We start from the raw sequence: 19,390 nt of genomic DNA, 5'->3' as shown, positions 1-19,390 counted from the left end.
AGCGGGTTTCAGTTTAGCCCTTGCAAATTCGGCCTTGGTTCAGCCGCTAGCTATTATTAATATCAAGCGTCGCCAGCCCTGACATCAAACTCAATTTTCCAGCGCTGTTGATCGCGTTTGGAAACCGCTTTTAACTCTAAAGTCCCCACTTCGGTTACTGCTACCGACAAATGCACCGGGACGATGTCGCCGGCATGACGCCCCTCTTCCGGCAAAGTGATTTCAATTTCGTCCAGTTCTTCCAATTCGTCGTCCTGCCAATATTCCAAACGTACTCCCACGTCATCGTCGCGGCGGGTTTTTGAGCCAAAAAAGCGGAAGCGTACCGGTTCGCCGATGATCAAACCGAATTCGTCATTAGGCAATTCCTGTTCGCTGCCCTCTTCCATCCCAAACGGCGCGATGCATAGTGCTTCGATTTCGGCGGGCAAGCCAGGTACAGCCGGCATAGCACTTTCGATGCCGACATAATAGGCGGCCGCCGTGCCGCCCTTGATTCTGACGCCCTTGCCTTTGCGGACAAAGCCGTAATAGGCCGCGCCACGCGCGACCGCCAAATCCAAGTCGGCGCCTTGTAACAGTCTGGCCGGCGCGGCTTGTTCGGCTTGCAACCAGCTATTTAATATCTGCATCAAGCGCTCGGCCATCAAACCGGCTTTTAACACTCCGCCGTTGAACAATACCGCGGTCGGATGCAAGAAACTGGCGTGTTCGGGCAAGACATGATCGGCTAGCTCGCCGGTCGCTTCTTTTTGCCGCGACAAAAATGCAGCCAGATGGCGAGTAATGCCGGCATCCTGCGCATAAGGCAAGCCGGTGGTACGCAAACCACTGCGCGGTCTGACCACCGGTCTTTCTTCGATCGGTACCCACGGCAAAAAGCCTTCGACCAAGACGCGGTTCAGTTCGTCGCGAGTCAGTTCGGTGCGCAAGGTGCCGCCGATCAAGGACGATCCACGGCTCGCTACCACTAAAGGTATGCTGCCCAACTCGGATTGGTTGAATAGTTTTTCTTTGGCTTCCCGACAGGCGTGGGTCAAGGCTTGTAGTTGCCAGGATTCCAGGCGCTTGCCGCCGTCTTGTTCCAGTTTGGCTTTAACGGTATAGGCCAGCGCCAAGTCCATGTTATCGCCGCCTAACAAGATATGGTCGCCGACCGCCACCCGGGTCAATTGTAGGTTGCCATCCTGTTCGGTGACCGCAATCAAGGATAAGTCGGTGGTGCCGCCACCGATGTCGGCGACCAAAATCACGTCGCCGATTTGCACATGATTGCGCCAATCGCCTTCGCTGTTTTCGATCCAGCTGTACAAAGCAGCTTGCGGCTCTTCCAGCAATACGGCCTGGCCTAGTCCCACCGCGCGAGCCGCTTCGACCGTCAATTCGCGAGCGGCGGGGTCAAACGACGCCGGCACAGTGATGGTGACATCTTGATCTTGTAAATTGTGCTCCGGGAATCGATGATTCCAGGCGTCGCGCAAATGTTGCAGATAGGCCTTGCTGGCGGCAAACGGGGAAATCTTGGTGACATCCTCCGGCGCTTCGACCGGCAGAATCGCTTGTTTGCAATCGACACCGGCATGGCACAACCAGCTCTTGGCGCTGGACACTAATCTGATAGGCGTTTTGCTACCCAGATTACGGGCGATTTCGCCGACCAAATATTCCGGTTTAGCTGTCCACGGCAACGCAGTCGCGCCTTCGGCAATCTCGGCCGGATGAGCCAAATAAGTGAAGGACGGCAATTGCGCCTTGTCTTCTATCGTGCCGGGACCGGTCAACTGCGGGATCGCCAACACACCCAGGACCACTTGGTCGTCGCCGGCTTCCAGATCGACATAAGACAATACGCAATGCGTGGTACCTAAATCGATACCGACCGAATAACGTGCGGTCATAATTCCACCTCGGCCGGCGCGACGATCTTGGCGTTATGGCCTTCGGTTAATTTTGGCAAGCGCAGATCGGTGACTTGCCAACCTTTATGCACCAAAGTACCGGTAAACGGCGCTTCGCCGACAATATTGCCTGTCAAACGGAACGACGCTGCATCGAAGCCTTTATTTAAGGTGACCCGGTTGCCTTCGGGATCTTTGCTGACAGGGGCCAGGGTGAAATGCTCGCTGACCGCTTTGCTGCAACCTTGATGCACCACCCGCGCCGCCGCGCCGATTTCGGCATCGGAAAAAGCACTGACATCTTCTTTGATAAAGTCGATAAAGCGGGCTTCTTTTTGCAGCAAACTCAATAGTTGCAAGGCGGCATCCGGAGTCGCTTCCTTTAATACCACGGGCTCAGGCGCCGGGGCCTGGACGATTTTTTCCACTTCGACGATCTTCTCGACGATTTTGACTTCCGGTTGCGGCGCAGGGCTGGGAGCGACTACCGCCGGAGCTGCGGATTTGCAGCGGCGCATGCCCAGCAATACCGAGACTAAAACCACAATCAGAATCAAAGCCAACAGTGCTGCGGTACCGGCCAAACACACGTGCCACAAATCGAAGGTGGTCGGGCGCAAGGATAAATCGATGGTGTAGGTATTCATGAAAAACGAGTGATGGTTGTTAATTGAAACAAGGGCTGTAGCATCTAATCTTCAAGCATGCCGCAACAGATAACGCTAAATTTTTACGCCAATGCCATTGCGGACAGTGGGAGTCAGTTACCAGGCATGCCGGCTTTCTTCGCGGCTTCCGCGTACATTAATTGCTGCAGCAAATTGCGCGTTACCTGGATACGCATTTTCTTCAAATGCCGGTCAGCCACCACGCCCGGCACTTCGGCGTCGGTATAAACTTTGCGCATTTCGGCCAAGGTCGGCTCACAAGACTTAATAATCACATCGGTGGCGTTGCGGCTTTCCATCTTGGCAAACTCGGGTTTTTGCATAGTATCCACTACACATTTTTTATAGGTGTACTGAGCTTGCTGAATTTTCTGGATGGTCTCATCTTTCAGAGTGGTTTCGTTCCATTCTTCCTTGGCTTCCTCGGCACAGGCCAAACCTGCGACCATCATCAATGCAACTACTAAACGGTATGTCATGTTTTGCTCTCCAATGGGGGCGTGATAATGGCTGGCGATTTTACGCGATGCTAGCTGAAATGAACAATCAGTCGGCAGCAGCAGGCGGTCAGAACAGGCCTAGCCTGATCAGCCAGCTCACTGCGGCCAGCTGTAAACTCACCCAGGCTCAGGACAAACTCGCCTTTCAACGCCAAAGCACTAAGATACCAGGCAGTGAGCTAAAAGCCACGCCAAGGCGGCAGGAACGCGCTGCTCATATAAGGGCTGGCGCGGGTCTCTTGGAAATGACCGTATCGAAAAATCCACCCAAATTGGTGCTCTAAAGCTTAGTGATCGCAAACATGCCGAGACGAACCGGCCTGATTTTGGCCTTGAGTGGTATCAGGCAATAAAGGCAGGGCTTCGGTTATTCCGTCGCCGCATTGTTTCATTTGCTGCATAGCTTTATTGGCCGATACGTCCTTACCAAACTCCATCGCTCTGGCCATCGCTTCATCGCGTTTTCCCGCCGCGCATAAGCGCTCCACCTCGGCAGTCATTTGTTTGGCCTGCGCTTGAAAGGCTTGCATGTCGGTCTTATCGATGTGCTTCACGCAGTCTTGCATGGCTTTCATTTTCTGCATCACTTGCTGCATTTGCGCTTTATCCATATTTTTAAACGCATCGTTTTCAGCGGCAGCGGCGATGGGGAGTAGTAACAGCAGGGTTATCAATAAATTTCGCATGACTTTCCTCAAAATAATGAACATACCTGGGAACTGTAGAAGTGTTCTACCTGGATAGCAAGCGCGGACGATAACGCCGACTTAATGGTGTTGTCGTGACAAGATCGCCGATTTTGTCGCACCCACGACATCGTTTGCTAAGCTGCCTCAGAGCAATAATCCCTATCAATCTACAACCTACACACGCATGCGGCGATTTGCTAAATTGGCATCATTCTTGATTGCTTGATGACTTTCGTCATCAGCAACCCAACGATGGAACACATTTTCCCTCTGCCCCGCCCGATGCCTGCGCCGCCCAAACCCAAGCATCCAGTGCTGCAAGCAGGCCATCGCTACAGCATCGACACCCAAAAATTAGCGGACAACCCACTCGGTGATGTGGAGCATGATCTGCAAAACGGCTTACTCGGCGATTATCCGCTAAGCATCGAACGGGCTGCGGTAGTGCCCGTGGATACGAAACGAACACCCATACACGCATTCGTTTGGAACAGCGATTTACTGAGCCCGCCGCTCAAAAGCTGCTTAGCCCTTACCACAGCTCACCCGCAGCAACCCAAGCAGAATCGTTTGACCTTGCTTGACGCCCGCATGGCCGCGCCGACCGTAAGCTTGGCGGACGATATGCCAACCCTAAGTATCTCACCTCATTTTGAACTGGCATGGGACACCGCCGGTTTTTGCAGCCAACTGGGCGTCTTGCAGTTGCTGGAGTCTACTCGAACAGCACACTTCGCCGACGGCAAAACGATGACTTTATTGGATACCGAAAGTGAAGAAGGCGACCCGGTTTTGTATCTATCTGTGAAAGACAGGCCTGTGCCGGTCATACCGCTTGGCGGGTTTCAACAGCAAGGCCGGCAGCAAAAACTGCTGTTCAGGCAGGCCGTGACGCAAGCCATTCCGTCCGAAATTGCCGGTAATACTGTCGCGTCGATGAGCGTTTTGGAAAAATACACCGTGTACTTCATGCAAAACGCCGGACCGGATAGGCCGGATCTTTATATTTGGGTGCCCGTACATTTACCTATCGTTTGGGGATGGAGCATCCGGGTACAACAACGCTATGACGGCGTTTGGGATATTTTTCGCAAGAAATTGATCATGCCCAGCGCGTCGACCGAAGCGCCGAAATTACCCCTATGGCAGAGTAACTCCTTGCTATGCCAAACGATGCAGATGGCGTGATGACCATGCTGGACGTGGCGATTGTTGGCGCCGGACTGTCCGGTTTGTCCTTGGCAGAAAAACTGCTGACATACAAACCTAACATTGGCGTATTTGAAGCCCGCGAACGCTGCGGCGGCAGGATTCTATCCGCAGCTGACCCTACCCTGGGTTTTACCGCAGACTTGGGCCCCACTTGGCTGTGGCCTACCGAGCAACCGCGTATTTCGGCATTAGTAAAGCGCTTGGGATTGACGCTATTTCCGCAATGGGACTGCGGCCAAAGCTTATATCATGTGCAAGCACACTCCCGTCCGGTGACTTACATCGATACTCAGACTCACGCTGAAGCCAGACGGATTGCCGGCGGTTGCCAGCAATTAATTGACCGTTTATTGCAACGGATACCGGGACGGGTGTTGCGCCTTGGATACAATTTGCTATCACTTAGCGATCACGGTAGTTATGTCGATTTAACATTCGCATGCGATAGCACCGTCAGTACCATACAGGCTCGCCAAGTTGTGCTGGCTGCTCCGCCGCGATTACTGGCTAACAGCATTACCTTTCAACCGGCTCTAGCACCCGGTTTGCTATCACTAATGCAAGACACGCCCACCTGGATGGCCGGGCACGCCAAGGCGGTTCTGGTTTACGAACAAGCTTTCTGGCGCCAACAAGGCTATTCCGGCAACGCCATTTCATCCTACCCCGGCGCGGTTTTGGCCGAAGTCTATGACGCCTGCTCCGACGATGCTGGAACATCTGCCCTGTTTGGTTTCTTTGGTTTGCCAGCCCAGATTCGCGAACAGTATCAAGACAGTCTGCCGGCCCTGATCGTGCGGCAAATGGTCGGCTTACTCGGTCCTGCCGCCGCCAATCCACTAAGTGTGGTGATTCAGGATTGGAGCCGGGAACCATTTACCGCGACTTCTGTAGATCGCATACCGGTGTTCGAACATCCCGCCTACGGCCATCGCGCGCTGCAATTGGACCATTGGCAAGACAAACTGTATTTCTGCGGAACGGAAACAGCCAGTAGGTCCGGCGGCTATTTGGAAGGCGCATTGGCAGCCAGCGACCGGGTTTTTAGCGCATTAACACTCTAACTAAAGGACTTTGACATGAACAATCCAACGCTTAACGCGAACAGCATCGGCGAATTTAGTCGATTCATAATCGAGCAGAAAGCGAATATGAAGAAGCAGTACGATCAATTATTGGCCCATGACCTATCACACCAACAATGGGATGGTTGTTTTCAGCGCAATATCTTGATCGTCTTGGAAAAAACCTATCAAGACGCCCTGGCTCAATTAAAGGCCTTGCCGTTTGATCACACGGGCAGCACCGTCAATCAGGGCTTGGCGGATCTTACCAAATCAGTATTGGCGGTATTTGATGGCTTTATCGACGAGTTTTTGTTGATGGTAGTGGATAAACATCGCACTTCCTGCGCCTTATCCAATTTCCCAGACGAGCATAAACCCGATCAGGTTTACCTGAGCGCGGTGCGTAGCGATATCGCCTTACTGTGGCGGAATTTTGCGCTGGACATTAATGCTTACTTTCTGGAATGCCGTTAAGCAAAACTTTTCCGATAGGATAATTTATGAAACTCTACATGACACCCGGCTCCTGCACGACCGGTATCCATATTTTACTGGAAGAGCTGGATCTGATTTTTGAAGCGCATCTGGTCAATTTAATGGCCGGCGATCAACATCAAGCCGATTATCTGGCAATCAACCCCAAAGCCAGCATTCCTACCCTGGTCCGTAACGACGGTACTGCCCTGACGGAATTCCAAGCTATCGCCTACTGGCTGGCGCGCAGCTACCCCAAAGCAAAACTATTGCCAGGCGACGCGGATGGCGATGCGAAAGCTATCGAGTTGATGGACTATGCGGTCGGCACGCTGCATGGTCAAGGCTTTGCCCGCATTTTTACCACGGAGAAATTCGCGCCCAATCCCGCCGATCACGACGCGGTTAAGGCGCAAGGCTTGGATATTGTGAATAATGGTTTTGCGATCCTGAACGAGTTGCTACCAGCCGAAGGCTATGCATTGAGCGCATTCAGCATCGCCGATGCCGCTTTGTTTTACGTGGAATTTTGGGCGGATAAAATCGGTATTACGCTGCCGGAAAACTGCTTGAAACACTATCGTTTGATGCTGTCGCGGCCGGTTGTTAAACGGGTACTGAGGGAGGAAGGTTATCGAGTGGACTGACTTTTATCGCCACACTATCTGTTGTTGCCTTCTCCTGTCCGGAGATTCGCGATGTGAAGCCATTCACACTCATATCCATCAATCAGCCGAGTTAAGCCAATATCCCTTCATTTTTACAAGGTGACTAAATCGTCATCCGCACACTATTCACAAGACAAGCGCTGGATTTTCAAGGAAAATAGCGTCCTCTTTTCTGTTCGCTACAGCGCATGTACAAATATGAAGGCCTGGTGGTACACCAAAGCCACGACGACGAAGGCATCATAGAAATCGTTGATAAGGAGGGCGTCAGGGCCTTGCACTTTGGTTCGCATGCCCGGCAAAGCAGTATGCTACTGATGGAACCCGACCGGCTACATTCGTTGTATGCCAGGGCAATGATGGCCGGCCTGCTGTTCCACGACACTCCCAACGAAATCCTGATGATAGGTTTGGGCGGAGGCACTATCGCCAAATTCATGCTGCGCCAATTTGCCGATTGCCGGCTCAAGGTGGTGGAATTTCGTAGCAGTGTGTTAAAAGTCGCACGCAGCCATTTTGGCCTGCCATTCGATCCGCGCCTGAAAATCAAGATTGGCTGCGGCGCGCAACATGTACGCCAAGCCAGCCAGGTCCAGAGCGAACAGCACGACTTGATCGTCATAGACGCTTACGACCACGACGGCATGGCCCCGGAAGTGAGTAGCGAAACTTTCTTCGACAACTGCCGAACCTTACTGACCAAGAACGGTCTGCTGGTGATCAATTTGTGGGGCACCGATAAGGACATGTTCCAGCAAGTGGCCTGGAATCTGGGCCGTGTGTTTGAAAGGCGCATGCTGTTTTTGCCGGTACGCAATCGCGGTAATGTCATCGGCTTTGCCTTCGGTGAAGCCATGGCAAAGCCAGGCATCAAACAATTGATCGACAAGGCCAAGCGGCTGGAACAGATGTATCAACTGGAATTCCCCATCTATTTGCTGGATTTAAAACGCCACAACCCCAACGTCTTCAACCGGATTATAAAATCGTGATACACAACGCTCCCAACATCTTCGGCTACAAAAAATACTGGGCGCACCGCTTCGGTCCGGCGCCGGAATTACCGATGAGCCGCGCAGAAATGGAAGCGCTGGGCTGGGACGCCTGCGACGTCATCTTGGTGACCGGCGATGCCTATGTCGATCATCCCAGCTTTGGCATGGCGGTGATCGGACGAGTGTTGGAAGCGCAGGGCTTCCGGGTCGGCATCATCTCGCAACCGGATTGGCATAGTGCCGAGGATTTTAGACGACTGGGCCAACCCAAACTGTTTTTTGGGGTGACCGGCGGCAATATGGATTCGATGGTCAATCGCTATACTTCGGATAAGAAAATCCGCTCCAACGACGCTTATACCGCCGATGGGGCGGCCGGCAAACGCCCGGACCGAGCAGTGAATGTTTACGCCCATCGTTGCCGCGAAGCCTTTAAAAACGTACCTATCGTCATCGGCGGCATTGAGGCCAGCCTACGCCGCATTGCTCACTACGATTATTGGTCCGATAAAGTGCGGAAATCCATTTTGTTGGATTCAAAGGCCGATTTACTGGTGTACGGCAACGCCGAGCGGCAAGTGGTGGAAATCGCCCAACGCTTGGCAAAAGGCGAAACCATCGCCGATTTGAAAGGCATACGCGGCACTGTGCATTTTGTGAAACAGGTTCCGCAGGGCTGGATGGAGAAAGACTCGACCGACATCGATAAACCGGGGGCGGTGATTTCTCACGTGAATCCCTATCAAGAACAACCGGCGTGCGACGATCAGGGACGGTCGGAGTGCGGCGACGGGTCGGAAACCCTTGCCGCCGCGGATAAACCGGCACTGGCTGAAAACGAGCAGGTGATTCAATTCAAACCTATCGCCAACAAGCAGCGCACGCAAACCGTGATTCGCTTGCCGGACTACGAAGCCGTAAAAGACGATCCAATTTTATACGCGCACGCTTCCCGGGTGATGCACGGCGAAACCAACCCCGGCAACGCCCGCGCGTTAATTCAACGCCACGGCAACCGCGAAGTGTGGATCAATCCGCCGCCACTGCCGCTAACCACGCCGGAAATGGACGGCGTATTCGACCTACCCTACTCGCGCTTGCCGCATACCGCTTATGGCAAAGCCAACATACCGGCGTTTGAGATGATTCAGCATTCTGTGTTGATCATGCGCGGCTGCTTTGGCGGCTGTAGTTTTTGTTCGATTACCGAACACGAAGGGCGTATCATTCAAAACCGTTCGGAAGATTCCATCATTCGTGAGATTGAAGCCATCCGCGATACCTCGCCGAATTTTACCGGCCATATCTCGGACTTGGGTGGCCCCACTGCCAACATGTGGCGGCTGGCGTGCAAAGACCCGAAGATTGAAGAATCGTGCCGCAAACCCTCCTGCGTCTATCCGGGGATTTGCCAGAACCTGAATACCGATCAAACACCGCTGATCAAACTCTACCAGCGCGCTCGCGCCTTGCCGGGCATCAAAAAAATCTTCATCGCATCGGGATTGCGTTACGACATCGCGGTTGAGACACCGGCTTACGTGAAAGAGTTGGTGACCCACCACGTCGGCGGTTACCTGAAAATTGCCCCGGAGCACACCGAGCAAGGCCCGCTGTCGAAGATGATGAAACCCGGCATGGGCACTTACGACCGCTTCAAAGCGATGTTTGATAAGTACTCCAAGGAAGCCGGCAAGGAACAGTATCTAATCCCCTACTTCATTGCCGCCCATCCGGGTACAGAAGATAAAGACATGCTGAATCTGGCCCTATGGCTGAAACGCAACGGCTTCCGAGCCGACCAAGTCCAGGCCTTTTTACCGTCGCCGATGTCGATTGCTACGGCTATGTATCATTCGGGGAAAGACACCTTGCACAAAGTCGCCCGAAACAGCCCGGACATAGCAATTCCGAAAAACATCAAGCAACGGCGCTTGCACAAGGCATTTTTACGCTACCACGACCCGAAAAACTGGCCTTTGTTGCGAGAAGCCTTAAAAGATATGGGGCGTGCCGATTTAATCGGCAACGGTAAGCAGCATTTGGTGCCGAGTTTTCAGCCGAAAAGTGATGGTTTACCTATGAGTAAAACAAGCAAAACTCATACTTTTAAAACAAAATATATCGCGTTTGGCGGAGCCGGTAGAAAGCATAAATAGAATACCAAGTAAGTATGAAAACAGCCTTTGTTCTTAATATTTATTTGGGAATAAATGCCATTTACAGCCGCTTAAACTTACGTAAAAAAAATGACACCAATCACGGCTCCAATACTAATTTTTACTTATGACAGACCAGCACATACCAGGAGAACTGTAGAATCCCTTCAGAAAAACTTACTTGCCGAATATTCCGAGGTATTTTTTTATGCCGATGGTGCAAAATCAGAAAATGACCGACATGCTGTTGATGAAGTTAGACACTACATAAAAAGTATCAAAGGATTCAAAAAAATTAGCATTATTGAACGAACTCGAAACTATGGCTTGTCAGCTAATATTATAGATGGTGTTAGTGAAATTTTAAGTAAGCACCCAAATATTATAGTTTTGGAAGATGATATTGTCACAGGCCCTTATTTTCTTAAATTCATGAATGAATCCTTAAGCCGATTCGAAAGTAATGATCAGATTTGGCATATTAGCGGGTGGTCTCATCCGATCTTACCTGATGGATTAGCGGACTGTTATTTTTGGCGCGGCATGGATTGTTGGGGCTGGGCAACTTGGGCGGATCGATGGGCCCATTTTGAAAAAAAACCCCACCTACTTAAATCTACTTGGAGTAGGGATAAAATATTTCGATTCAACATAGATGGCGCTGACAATCTATGGCGTCAAGTCGAAGACAATATTTCGAATAATATAAATACATGGGCAATTTTTTGGTATGCGACTATTTTTGACAGAAATGGTCTATGCTTGAGTCCAACAGTGTCTTTAGTCAATAACATTGGATTTGATGGTAGTGGTGAAAATTGCGGTGTCTCTGCTGATTTTCATGTAAATTTATCTAAAAATCAGGTCAATTCTTGGCCTATTTGTATTGAAGAAAGTACCATTGCGTTAAAGCGCATAAAGCAATTTTACTTGTTGAAAAAAATATATAGCCCCATTAAGTTAGCCACTAAATTATTTCAAAAATTTCGGGTGATAAAATGATTAGTAGAATCGTTCAAAACGATAACGAACTCGCCATTATTATTCGGCGTTCTTTCAAAAAAGACGGTATCGAGTTCTTCACACCAGGCACTTATTCGCAACAAATTGGCTACATGAACCGCCCCACTGGGTATGTGATTGCACCTCACGTGCACAATCCCGTAACCAGAGAAGTGCAATACACCAAGGAAGTTCTGTTTATTAAAAGTGGAAGGTTACGAGTAGACTTTTACAGCGAAGAACAGGTTTATTTGGAAAGCACCGTACTGGAGGCCGGTGATGTAATTTTGTTATCGTTAGGTGGTCATGGCTTTGAAATGCTGGAGCCTACCGAGATTATCGAGGTAAAGCAGGGGCCCTATGCCGGCGATCATGATAAGACCCGTTTTGACCCTATAGCCCTCAATCAACTTAGAATACGGGAACATCTGTAAATGATCCCTGTTAACGAACCATTGCTCGACGGGAATGAAAAAAATTACCTATTGGAATGCATCGAAACCGGCTGGATTTCTTCCGAAGGTCCATTCATAAAGCAGTTCGAAGACAAATTTGCCGAAAAAGTCGGACGCAGTTACGCCATTGCAGTGAGTAACGGCACCGCAGCACTCGATGCAGCGATTGAGGCACTGGGCATTGGTCCAGGCGACGAAGTCATCATGCCTGCGTTTACGATCATATCCTGCATCGGACAAATTGTGCGGGCCGGAGCGATACCAGTGCTGGTAGACAGCGAACCGCTTACGTGGAACATGGACATCAAACAGATTGAGGGGAAAATCACATCACGAAGCAAAGCGATTTTAGTGGTACATATTTACGGCTTGCCGGTTGACATGAACCCTGTACTTGAAATTGCCCGGCACTATCAATTGAAAGTCATCGAAGATGCTGCCGAAATGCACGGACAAGCCTACAGGGGCAGACCCTGCGGCAGTTTTGGTGACATCAGCACATTCAGCTTCTATCCGAACAAGCACATTACCACCGGCGAGGGAGGCATGATCGTCACCAACGATGAACAATTGGCAGAGGACTGTCGCAGTTTACGTAACTTGTGTTTTCAAGCTAAAAAACGCTTTGTGCATGAACGATTGGGTTGGAATTTCCGAATGACTAATCTGCAAGCCGCACTAGGTTTGGCGCAATTGGAACGGCTGGAAGAATTTGTGTCCCGAAAGCGAAACATGGGGCGTCTATATACTGAATTACTCGCTGACCTTTCTAATGTCCAATTGCCATTGGCAAGCACCGAGTATGCTGACAATATCTACTGGGTCTTCGGATTGGTGTTAGCCGACAACTCATCTTTAGATGTCGAGCAAGTTATGTGTATGCTCGGCGAAAATGGCATCGGCACCAGACCGTTTTTTTGCCCCATGAACCAACAACCGGTACTAAAAAGGCTGGGTTTATTCGCCGAAGAGAGTTATCCAGAGGCTGATCGACTTTACCGACAAGGTTTTTACATTCCTAGCGGCCTGGCGCTTAAAGAAGAGCAAATTAGAGAGGTCGCGAAAGTCTTGCACAAGGTGCTAGTATGAAGCCAGTGTTCGATAGCTACGCACGATATTATGACCTGCTTTATCAAGACAAAGATTATCGCGCCGAGAGCGAATATATCGCAAACCTTCTCAGCAAGAAGTTGCCGAAAGCGGAGCGCTTGTTGGAATTGGGCTGCGGGACAGGAGCACACGCTGAACAATTAGCTAATTTTGGTTATTTCGTGCACGGAATTGACCTAAGTGAAACCATGCTTAAACGTGCAGCAAACCGAAAATCAAAGCTCGTCAAGCATATAGCCCAACGCCTTACTTTTGAGTGTGGGGATATCCGCGACATCCAAACTAGTGAACAATACGATGCAGTAATTGCCTTGTTCCATGTTATCAGTTACCAGACAACAAATATCGACCTCAGCGCCGTATTCAATAACGCCGCAACGCAATTACATCCCGGCGGATTGTTTATATTTGATTTCTGGTACGGGCCGGCAGTTTTGACCCAAAGGCCCGAGGTACGCGTCAAACGACTGGAAGATGAAAAAATCAAAGTCACTCGGATAGCCGAGCCTAAAATGCGAATCAATGAGAATGTCGTCGAAGTCAATTACAGCGTTTTTATTGAGTCAAAGGCCACGGGACAAGTTGAACAACTTCAAGAAACACATGAGATGCGTTATTTATTTTTGCCTGAATTGCGGAGTTATCTTGCCTCAGCTGGATTCTTAGAAGTCTCATCAAGCACTTGGTTGACTGAACAGCAACTGGGCACGGATAGTTGGGCAGGACTAATCGTTGCTATTAAATTATGATAATGGATGGATAAAACGATTCATTTTCTCTGGCGAGAATTCCACTAATTATAAATGCTGAAAAAAGAGAAAGTATGTTACAGCAATCAACTTAATACAAAAATGAAAAATGCCTTAATTATTTTCCCAAATGACTGGGTTTATTATTCACCAACTGTATTGAATGCTGTAGAAATCCTGAGCCAGAATGGAATTACGCCATATCTCATATATCCCCATACAAGCAGATACATAAGCCCCGAAAGCCTAAGTGAGCATCAGATTAGTTTCCCTAAAAAGTTAGAAAATCTGATATTCCGCTTAAAACTTGCAAACCTATATTTTTCGGCCTTATGCTTGACAAGGATCTTAAAATACAAACTATGTGGCGTAAGATTTGATTTGATAATAGGCGTCGACTCACTTGGTCATATTTTAGCCTCAATTGCCTACAAAAACGCAATTTATTTATCTCTTGAATTGCAAACTGGCTTTCTTAATTTTGTCTCCCGCCTATTTCCTATTACCTATTTATTGATTCAATCAAAAGAAAGGAAAGATTTTTTTAATCCTGCCCGCTCAACCCAAACATTCTTAATACAAAATTCGCCAATTTTGAAAAAAATCGAGATAACAAATAAAAATAAAAATAAAAAGCTAATATACTTTGGAACGCTTAGCAAAAAACACGGCATTGAAGCCTGTATAAACGCATTATATTATTTGGACAACGACTATACATTAACCATAAAAGGAATACCTTCCAGCCACAACAACACCTATTATCAAGAACTTTTAAAAAATTACGAAAATTTAATAAAAATAAACAGAATTTTATTTGATTTTTCATATATAGATCAAAATAATATCTCCGAATATCTTAGCGAGTTTTCAATCGGTTTTTGTTTCTATGATTTTGAACTTATTAGCAAAGGAGATTTCAATTATATCTCTTCGCCTTCTGGAAAATTATTTAATTATTTTTCAGCAGGGATTCCAGTAATCGCGAACGACATCATAGGCTTTAGACCGATCACCGAAACAAACTCTGGAGTGTTACTTCCTTCTGTTGATAGTGTACAAATAAGTCAAGCCATTACTCAAATCATGAATAACTATAATTTTTATTCAAAAAATGCAACAGAAGCATCAATTAAATACGACTTTGGGATACGGTTTAATTTATTTATACGCGAATTTTTCGCCGAGAAACAAATACCACATGCAGAATAAAACTCTAAATTCAGAACATTGTTGACATCCTGACTATCTTTTTTCCTGATTATCGCTTTTACCTATAGAAAGAAATTTTTTCAAAAAGCACTTTGAGTTCCTTTTACGTCAATTACGACCCCCCATGACGGATAAATATTCGGATGCGAATCGATTTTTTGCTTCCACCCGTACCAATATTTCGGAACAACAACAACATGCTTATCCTTCATTAAAGCCGAACCCCACCATGAAAATGAGCTATTTGAAATTATTCCTGAATCACATAAAGACATAATCGCTAAATCCACTGCTGCGGAATTCTTTGATATAATTTTAGAGTTTATCTCCTTAAAGCTCCGCTCAACATACGATGGATCATCTGTTAAAAAAATAAAAAACGGATTCTTAACTTTACTCTTTATTAACTTTATAGCGTAAAAAAAATAGCTATTTGGCAAATCAATCCCTCTTTCCCCCATAAATTTTTCATTCAAGTAATCGCCGCGACGAACATGAATAAACACCCTACAATACTCCAGAGGAATATCAGACAAAAACTGACTAGCAGTTGTTAAATATTGAGCTTTAATTTTAACCTTATTACAAAATGAATCCAGATTAAAAAAAGATTCCGATTGAAAAAAATCAGTATTTACAAAACTAAGTGGCACCCCTCCTTTTTTATACTCATAGCTAGCATGAGGAATACCATCTTCATACTTTACTTGCTCAACGTATCCAAATACACGCAAATTCGCCAGAGGCCTTATAAGATATGGAATAACCACTTGCCTCATTAAATAAATAACGTATCGATTACAGCAATTTATGACATTTCCTGAATCACAATCGAAAGCATCAAAAAACCTTTTCATGTTTATACAAAAAATAATTTCATTTTTTTTTGCAAATCCCGTTAAAAAAGCAAACTGAAAAATCTGATTACCTAGCCGCCCATCAGCCATAAATACAATCATTGGAATGATTTTATAATTGAATTAGAAATTGCAACGTAATTAGCATAGCTAAAATTGTCCATATAAGGATAGTATTCTCTTACTTCCAAGCCATTCGCCATAACTTTTGTTAGCGTAAAGCCTCTATTTTGCAAAACAAAATAGATTTCCATTAGACTTGTATGAGAATCTAGATTCGCCCCCCCATATTCAAACTGAATAAAGTCAATAAAATCGCCAGACAAATAGCCACCAAAGCCATGTAACACTTGTAGCTCATGCCCCTCAACATCGACTTTTAAGAAATTAATGTGTCTAACACTATTGGTATGGATATAGTTTTCAGCAGAAACTGCCTCTACTTTTTCAGATTCAGACATTTCTATTTCATAATAAGTCAAATTTCTCTTATGTAATGATGCAAGTCCACTTTGCTCTTTGTCATAGTAGATACTTAATACACCTTCCTGATAAGAAAGCGCTTTTTTATTCAATACTATATTTGTCATGCATCCGAACCTTTCTTGCAACGTAAAAAAACATTTCATAGTTGGTTCAAAAACATGTAGTGAGAATTTTGTTTTACGTTTATTCGCCATATCTACAAACATTTGCGAATAATCTCCAACATTAGCACCAACATCAAATACTATAAGCTCTTCTATTCCGGAGAAATAATCCAGCAAATTATCAAGAAAGCGCATTTCTCCATTAGTTGAAAATTCGCAATTATTATTATTTTCAATGATCGAAAATAAGCGCAATAAACCAAGCTTCAAGACTTTTCGAAAAAGACCAGGTCGCGACAACATTCTCATTTACCTTTTCATAAAATGAAATAATCCTGTTCCAAATCCTTTTTGAGCGTCGTAATTATCATACATAGCGCGGCCATAATGGTATTTCTCTTCCAGCAAGATTAAATCGGAAAATAACTCAAACACATAGCTCCTTGAAAATGCCCTATGTGCATTGAAATAAATATTACATTCCTTGTCCACAGGCAAGGAACAATAAAAATTTCCACCTCTCGCCAAGACTCTCTGAATTTCTCTTGCGGCTTTTTCGCTTCCGAACGCATCTATCGGGTCCCCGTATCTTCCCAAACCTATATGTTCTATAACGCAAAGACTCGAAAGGCTGATTATGGAATTATCTGCAAAAGGAATAGAGAGTATCGAGCCTTGAACAAAGTCAAAGTTATCGAGCTTTAAATCAATTGGCCGTATGTCGATCATAGTCGTAGGCGTAAATTGAGATATTATACTTATAGTTTTTACCGCTGAACCAATATCAAAATGGTGTTTCGGATGATTTTCAAATATTTTCTTTGCTGCCCAACTGTCCTGAAAAAAATAAGTTGGATCAATTGGAGTCTTGTAATTTTTATCATCAAGACAAGGATGAAGCTGCGCACTTTTAAAATTACGGTTTTGTGTCTTGCTTAATGAGATAAAGTCTCTGAAAAACCATATAAATCCTCTTAAATTTGACAACTTAAAATCAATCGTAACCAACCTTAAAATAACATATAAATTTTTAATAAATCTATTTTTCGACAAAACCGATTTTAACACCGCATTATTCCTATTGCTTTTCCTACCCTAGCGAATAATGAACCATCACTTTCTGCTGCCAACCACTTGTTTGATGCTTTTTGCTGAAAATACTCTCGACACACTAGACTGATTTTTTCAGGCAACAAATAGATAACATCTTCGTATATGACCAACTCCCAATCATGCGGAAGAATCATAATAATTGCCTTAAGCGTTGGCCAACTCTCTAGTTTATGCGGCTTAGGTGGTGGAGACATAAATAATCTTGCATCATCTATTAGAATGGCATAATCCTTTTTATATTTAAATATTAAGCTTAATTCCTCTAACAACGGACATTCGTCATTATCACCATACGTTGCCGCGCCACTCCAATGAGCATCTAACCAAAAAAGAACATTATTATTATTCTCTAAAACTATTTTTATGTAGTCTCTGGTATCGCCTTTTAACATCTGAATATTTTCAACATATCCAATGTTCGCCTGCGCCATTTTGAACATTGTTTCTGAGCGCTCGACTGTGATAACTTTCTTGAACATTCGACTGACCCTTAAAGCAGTCTGTCCCTTATATGTACCTCCCTCAAAAAAAATTGACAGATTCATCAATTTTGCAATATGCATTACCTCCTGCTCTGGTACTCCGAAACGAACTATCCCCACCCTATTACTCCTTCTCTCTTATTAACTTATATGGAATAAATACTGCGTAGACCATCAAATAAAAATTTAACCTAGTCGGAGTGTAGAACAAATCAACCATAAATATAGTAATTGAAAAAGAAATTATTGTCGAAATAATTGCCCCTTCAGCACCATAATACGGAATCAATAAATAATTTCCTAGAATATTAACTATTGCACCTATGACTGCCGTTATTAGAGCATATTTAAAAAGACTTTCGTTCACAGTAAATAAAGATTTAGCAACACCAAAATTTGCAAAAAAAAGCCTTATGGCAAACAGTGACAATAACCCTCCTGCTCTTTTATATTCATCACCAAACACAAATAACACAAACTCCCCGCCCCAAAAATATATAGGAATAGCAACCACTAAAAACAAAATAAACATTAATCTATATATTTCCAACAATCTTTCATGATAAAGCGTTTCGCTAATCAACTTAGCTTTTGTTATATATGGCGACAATGTGCTCACTATGATTGTCGGCAAAAATGAAAACACTTCTATAAGTCGCATTGCTGCCGAATACTGTCCAACTTCAGCATTACCAATCATATCACCCAACATAACTTGATCAACTCTAGCCTGTATCATGATTGCCAAACTTGAGAAAACGAGTGGCCAGCCATTTTTCATTAGGCTTATAGCTGTACTCTTGTTACAACTCCAAGAACAAATATTATTATGGTCTTTCTTATATGAAACTATTAAAAATAATGAAGTTAACCCAACTTCAATCAATCCCACCCATGCAAATAAAATTAGAGGAGCAAAACTCAAAATCAAAATAACTTTAACTATCGTCACAAATATAAATGCACTGCTTGCTGCTAAAACAGTATATTTTGACCTTACCCTTGCCTGAAAATAGAATTCTATTACATTGAACGACTGAAAAATAAAGCCCGCTGCAGAAATGGCCACCATCCATAGAGTTAGCGTATCACCATTGCGTAATAATAAAATAGCAACAATAGCAATCAACAGCGTCAACGTTCCGCCAATTAGTTTGAGTACAAACGCTGTTCCTAAAAGCTCGTTTTGACGCTCGGGATTTTTTACCAATTCACGCACCACTATGCTATCTATTCCAAACGAGGCGAATGCGCTAAACAATGATGTAAAAGCGATAGCGTAACTCCACAAACCAAACTGTTCAGGGCCCAGATATCGCGCAACCCACACTCCGACGAATAAGCCTACGCCCATCCGAATGATTTTATCGATGAATAACCAACTGGTATTAGCTACAATTAACTGCAGTTCGGACCTCCCAATTAATCGATTACTTATAAATTTTGGAAGAAATTTTATCCACGATAAGTCAGTAGTCATTTAGTGGTTC

Annotated in this window: 20 protein-coding genes; 11 read left to right on the top strand and 9 right to left on the bottom strand. The window is 45.7% G+C overall.

Going from position 1 to position 19,390, the window contains the following annotated elements:
* Window positions 1–62: 62 nt before the first annotated feature.
* From QLH52_RS04550 to QLH52_RS04535, 4 genes are all read right to left on the bottom strand, one after another.
* On the bottom strand, window positions 63–1,898 hold the full coding sequence (locus QLH52_RS04550; protein WP_319960701.1) for an Hsp70 family protein: 1,836 nt from the start codon (window positions 1,896–1,898) through the stop codon (window positions 63–65).
* Window positions 1,895–2,545 carry a DUF2760 domain-containing protein gene (locus QLH52_RS04545; RefSeq protein WP_319960700.1) on the bottom strand — a complete coding sequence of 217 codons (651 nt, stop codon included), beginning with the start codon at window positions 2,543–2,545 and terminating at the stop codon, window positions 1,895–1,897. The genes QLH52_RS04550 and QLH52_RS04545 overlap by 4 nt, the downstream gene beginning before the upstream one ends.
* Before the next feature lie 113 nt (window positions 2,546–2,658).
* A complete protein-coding gene (locus tag QLH52_RS04540; RefSeq protein ID WP_033156500.1) occupies window positions 2,659–3,045 on the bottom strand; it encodes a hypothetical protein in 387 nt (128 codons plus the stop codon).
* 308 nt (window positions 3,046–3,353) lie between these two features.
* Complete coding sequence (locus tag QLH52_RS04535; protein WP_101053029.1) at window positions 3,354–3,752, bottom strand: hypothetical protein; 399 nt, start codon at window positions 3,750–3,752, stop codon at window positions 3,354–3,356.
* 228 nt (window positions 3,753–3,980) lie between these two features.
* On the opposite strand from QLH52_RS04535, the gene QLH52_RS04530 reads away from it, so the two are divergent.
* The 11 genes from QLH52_RS04530 to QLH52_RS04480 all read left to right on the top strand — a co-directional run bounded on the left by QLH52_RS04530 (window position 3,981) and on the right by QLH52_RS04480 (window position 14,858).
* Window positions 3,981–4,943, top strand: coding sequence for a hypothetical protein (locus QLH52_RS04530; protein WP_319960699.1), 963 nt, complete (start codon window positions 3,981–3,983; stop codon window positions 4,941–4,943).
* The gene (locus QLH52_RS04525) at window positions 4,919–6,031 is read left to right on the top strand and encodes a flavin monoamine oxidase family protein (protein WP_240618039.1); all 1,113 of its coding nucleotides are present in this window, start codon (window positions 4,919–4,921) and stop codon (window positions 6,029–6,031) included. The genes QLH52_RS04530 and QLH52_RS04525 overlap by 25 nt, the downstream gene beginning before the upstream one ends.
* 15 nt (window positions 6,032–6,046) lie before the next feature.
* Window positions 6,047–6,508: an amine oxidase gene (locus tag QLH52_RS04520; RefSeq protein WP_101053027.1), complete on the top strand. Its 462-nt coding sequence runs from the start codon at window positions 6,047–6,049 to the stop codon at window positions 6,506–6,508.
* Window positions 6,509–6,534: 26 nt separating this feature from the next.
* A complete protein-coding gene (locus QLH52_RS04515; protein ID WP_319960698.1) occupies window positions 6,535–7,155 on the top strand; it encodes a glutathione S-transferase family protein in 621 nt (206 codons plus the stop codon).
* 209 nt (window positions 7,156–7,364) lie between these two features.
* Complete coding sequence (locus tag QLH52_RS04510; RefSeq protein WP_101053023.1) at window positions 7,365–8,168, top strand: spermine/spermidine synthase domain-containing protein; 804 nt, start codon at window positions 7,365–7,367, stop codon at window positions 8,166–8,168.
* Window positions 8,165–10,330, top strand: coding sequence for a YgiQ family radical SAM protein (locus QLH52_RS04505; RefSeq protein ID WP_319960697.1), 2,166 nt, complete (start codon window positions 8,165–8,167; stop codon window positions 10,328–10,330). Before QLH52_RS04510 ends, QLH52_RS04505 begins: the two co-directional genes overlap by 4 nt.
* 90 nt (window positions 10,331–10,420) lie before the next feature.
* The gene (locus tag QLH52_RS04500) at window positions 10,421–11,332 is read left to right on the top strand and encodes a glycosyltransferase (RefSeq protein ID WP_319960696.1); all 912 of its coding nucleotides are present in this window, start codon (window positions 10,421–10,423) and stop codon (window positions 11,330–11,332) included.
* Window positions 11,329–11,766 carry a cupin domain-containing protein gene (locus tag QLH52_RS04495; protein WP_319960695.1) on the top strand — a complete coding sequence of 146 codons (438 nt, stop codon included), beginning with the start codon at window positions 11,329–11,331 and terminating at the stop codon, window positions 11,764–11,766. The genes QLH52_RS04500 and QLH52_RS04495 overlap by 4 nt, the downstream gene beginning before the upstream one ends.
* The gene (locus QLH52_RS04490) at window positions 11,767–12,876 is read left to right on the top strand and encodes a DegT/DnrJ/EryC1/StrS family aminotransferase (RefSeq protein ID WP_319960694.1); all 1,110 of its coding nucleotides are present in this window, start codon (window positions 11,767–11,769) and stop codon (window positions 12,874–12,876) included. It begins immediately after the preceding gene.
* Window positions 12,873–13,646: a class I SAM-dependent DNA methyltransferase gene (locus tag QLH52_RS04485; protein ID WP_319960693.1), complete on the top strand. Its 774-nt coding sequence runs from the start codon at window positions 12,873–12,875 to the stop codon at window positions 13,644–13,646. The genes QLH52_RS04490 and QLH52_RS04485 overlap by 4 nt, the downstream gene beginning before the upstream one ends.
* Window positions 13,647–13,700: 54 nt before the next feature.
* Window positions 13,701–14,858 (top strand): glycosyltransferase family protein, encoded by a 1,158-nt coding sequence (locus tag QLH52_RS04480; RefSeq protein ID WP_319960692.1) that lies wholly within the window; start codon window positions 13,701–13,703, stop codon window positions 14,856–14,858.
* Window positions 14,859–14,938: 80 nt separating this feature from the next.
* On the opposite strand, the gene QLH52_RS04475 is transcribed toward QLH52_RS04480, so the two are convergent.
* Genes QLH52_RS04475 through QLH52_RS04455 form a run of 5 tightly spaced genes read right to left on the bottom strand, consistent with a single transcriptional unit; the run spans window position 14,939 to window position 19,380 of the window.
* The gene (locus tag QLH52_RS04475) at window positions 14,939–15,805 is read right to left on the bottom strand and encodes an alpha-1,2-fucosyltransferase (protein WP_319960691.1); all 867 of its coding nucleotides are present in this window, start codon (window positions 15,803–15,805) and stop codon (window positions 14,939–14,941) included.
* Between the two features lie 8 nt (window positions 15,806–15,813).
* On the bottom strand, window positions 15,814–16,614 hold the full coding sequence (locus QLH52_RS04470) for an FkbM family methyltransferase (protein WP_319960690.1): 801 nt from the start codon (window positions 16,612–16,614) through the stop codon (window positions 15,814–15,816).
* Window positions 16,615–17,373 carry a DUF268 domain-containing protein gene (locus tag QLH52_RS04465; RefSeq protein ID WP_319960689.1) on the bottom strand — a complete coding sequence of 253 codons (759 nt, stop codon included), beginning with the start codon at window positions 17,371–17,373 and terminating at the stop codon, window positions 16,615–16,617.
* The gene (locus QLH52_RS04460) at window positions 17,367–17,981 is read right to left on the bottom strand and encodes a hypothetical protein (protein WP_319960688.1); all 615 of its coding nucleotides are present in this window, start codon (window positions 17,979–17,981) and stop codon (window positions 17,367–17,369) included. Before QLH52_RS04460 ends, QLH52_RS04465 begins: the two co-directional genes overlap by 7 nt.
* Window positions 17,982–18,024: 43 nt before the next feature.
* Window positions 18,025–19,380: a flippase gene (locus QLH52_RS04455; RefSeq protein WP_319960687.1), complete on the bottom strand. Its 1,356-nt coding sequence runs from the start codon at window positions 19,378–19,380 to the stop codon at window positions 18,025–18,027.
* Window positions 19,381–19,390: the final 10 nt, after the last annotated feature.

Source organism: Methylomonas defluvii (assembly GCF_033949435.1).
Lineage (GTDB): Bacteria > Pseudomonadota > Gammaproteobacteria > Methylococcales > Methylomonadaceae > Methylomonas > Methylomonas defluvii.
This window is presented reverse-complemented; position numbering and strand designations above follow the sequence as displayed.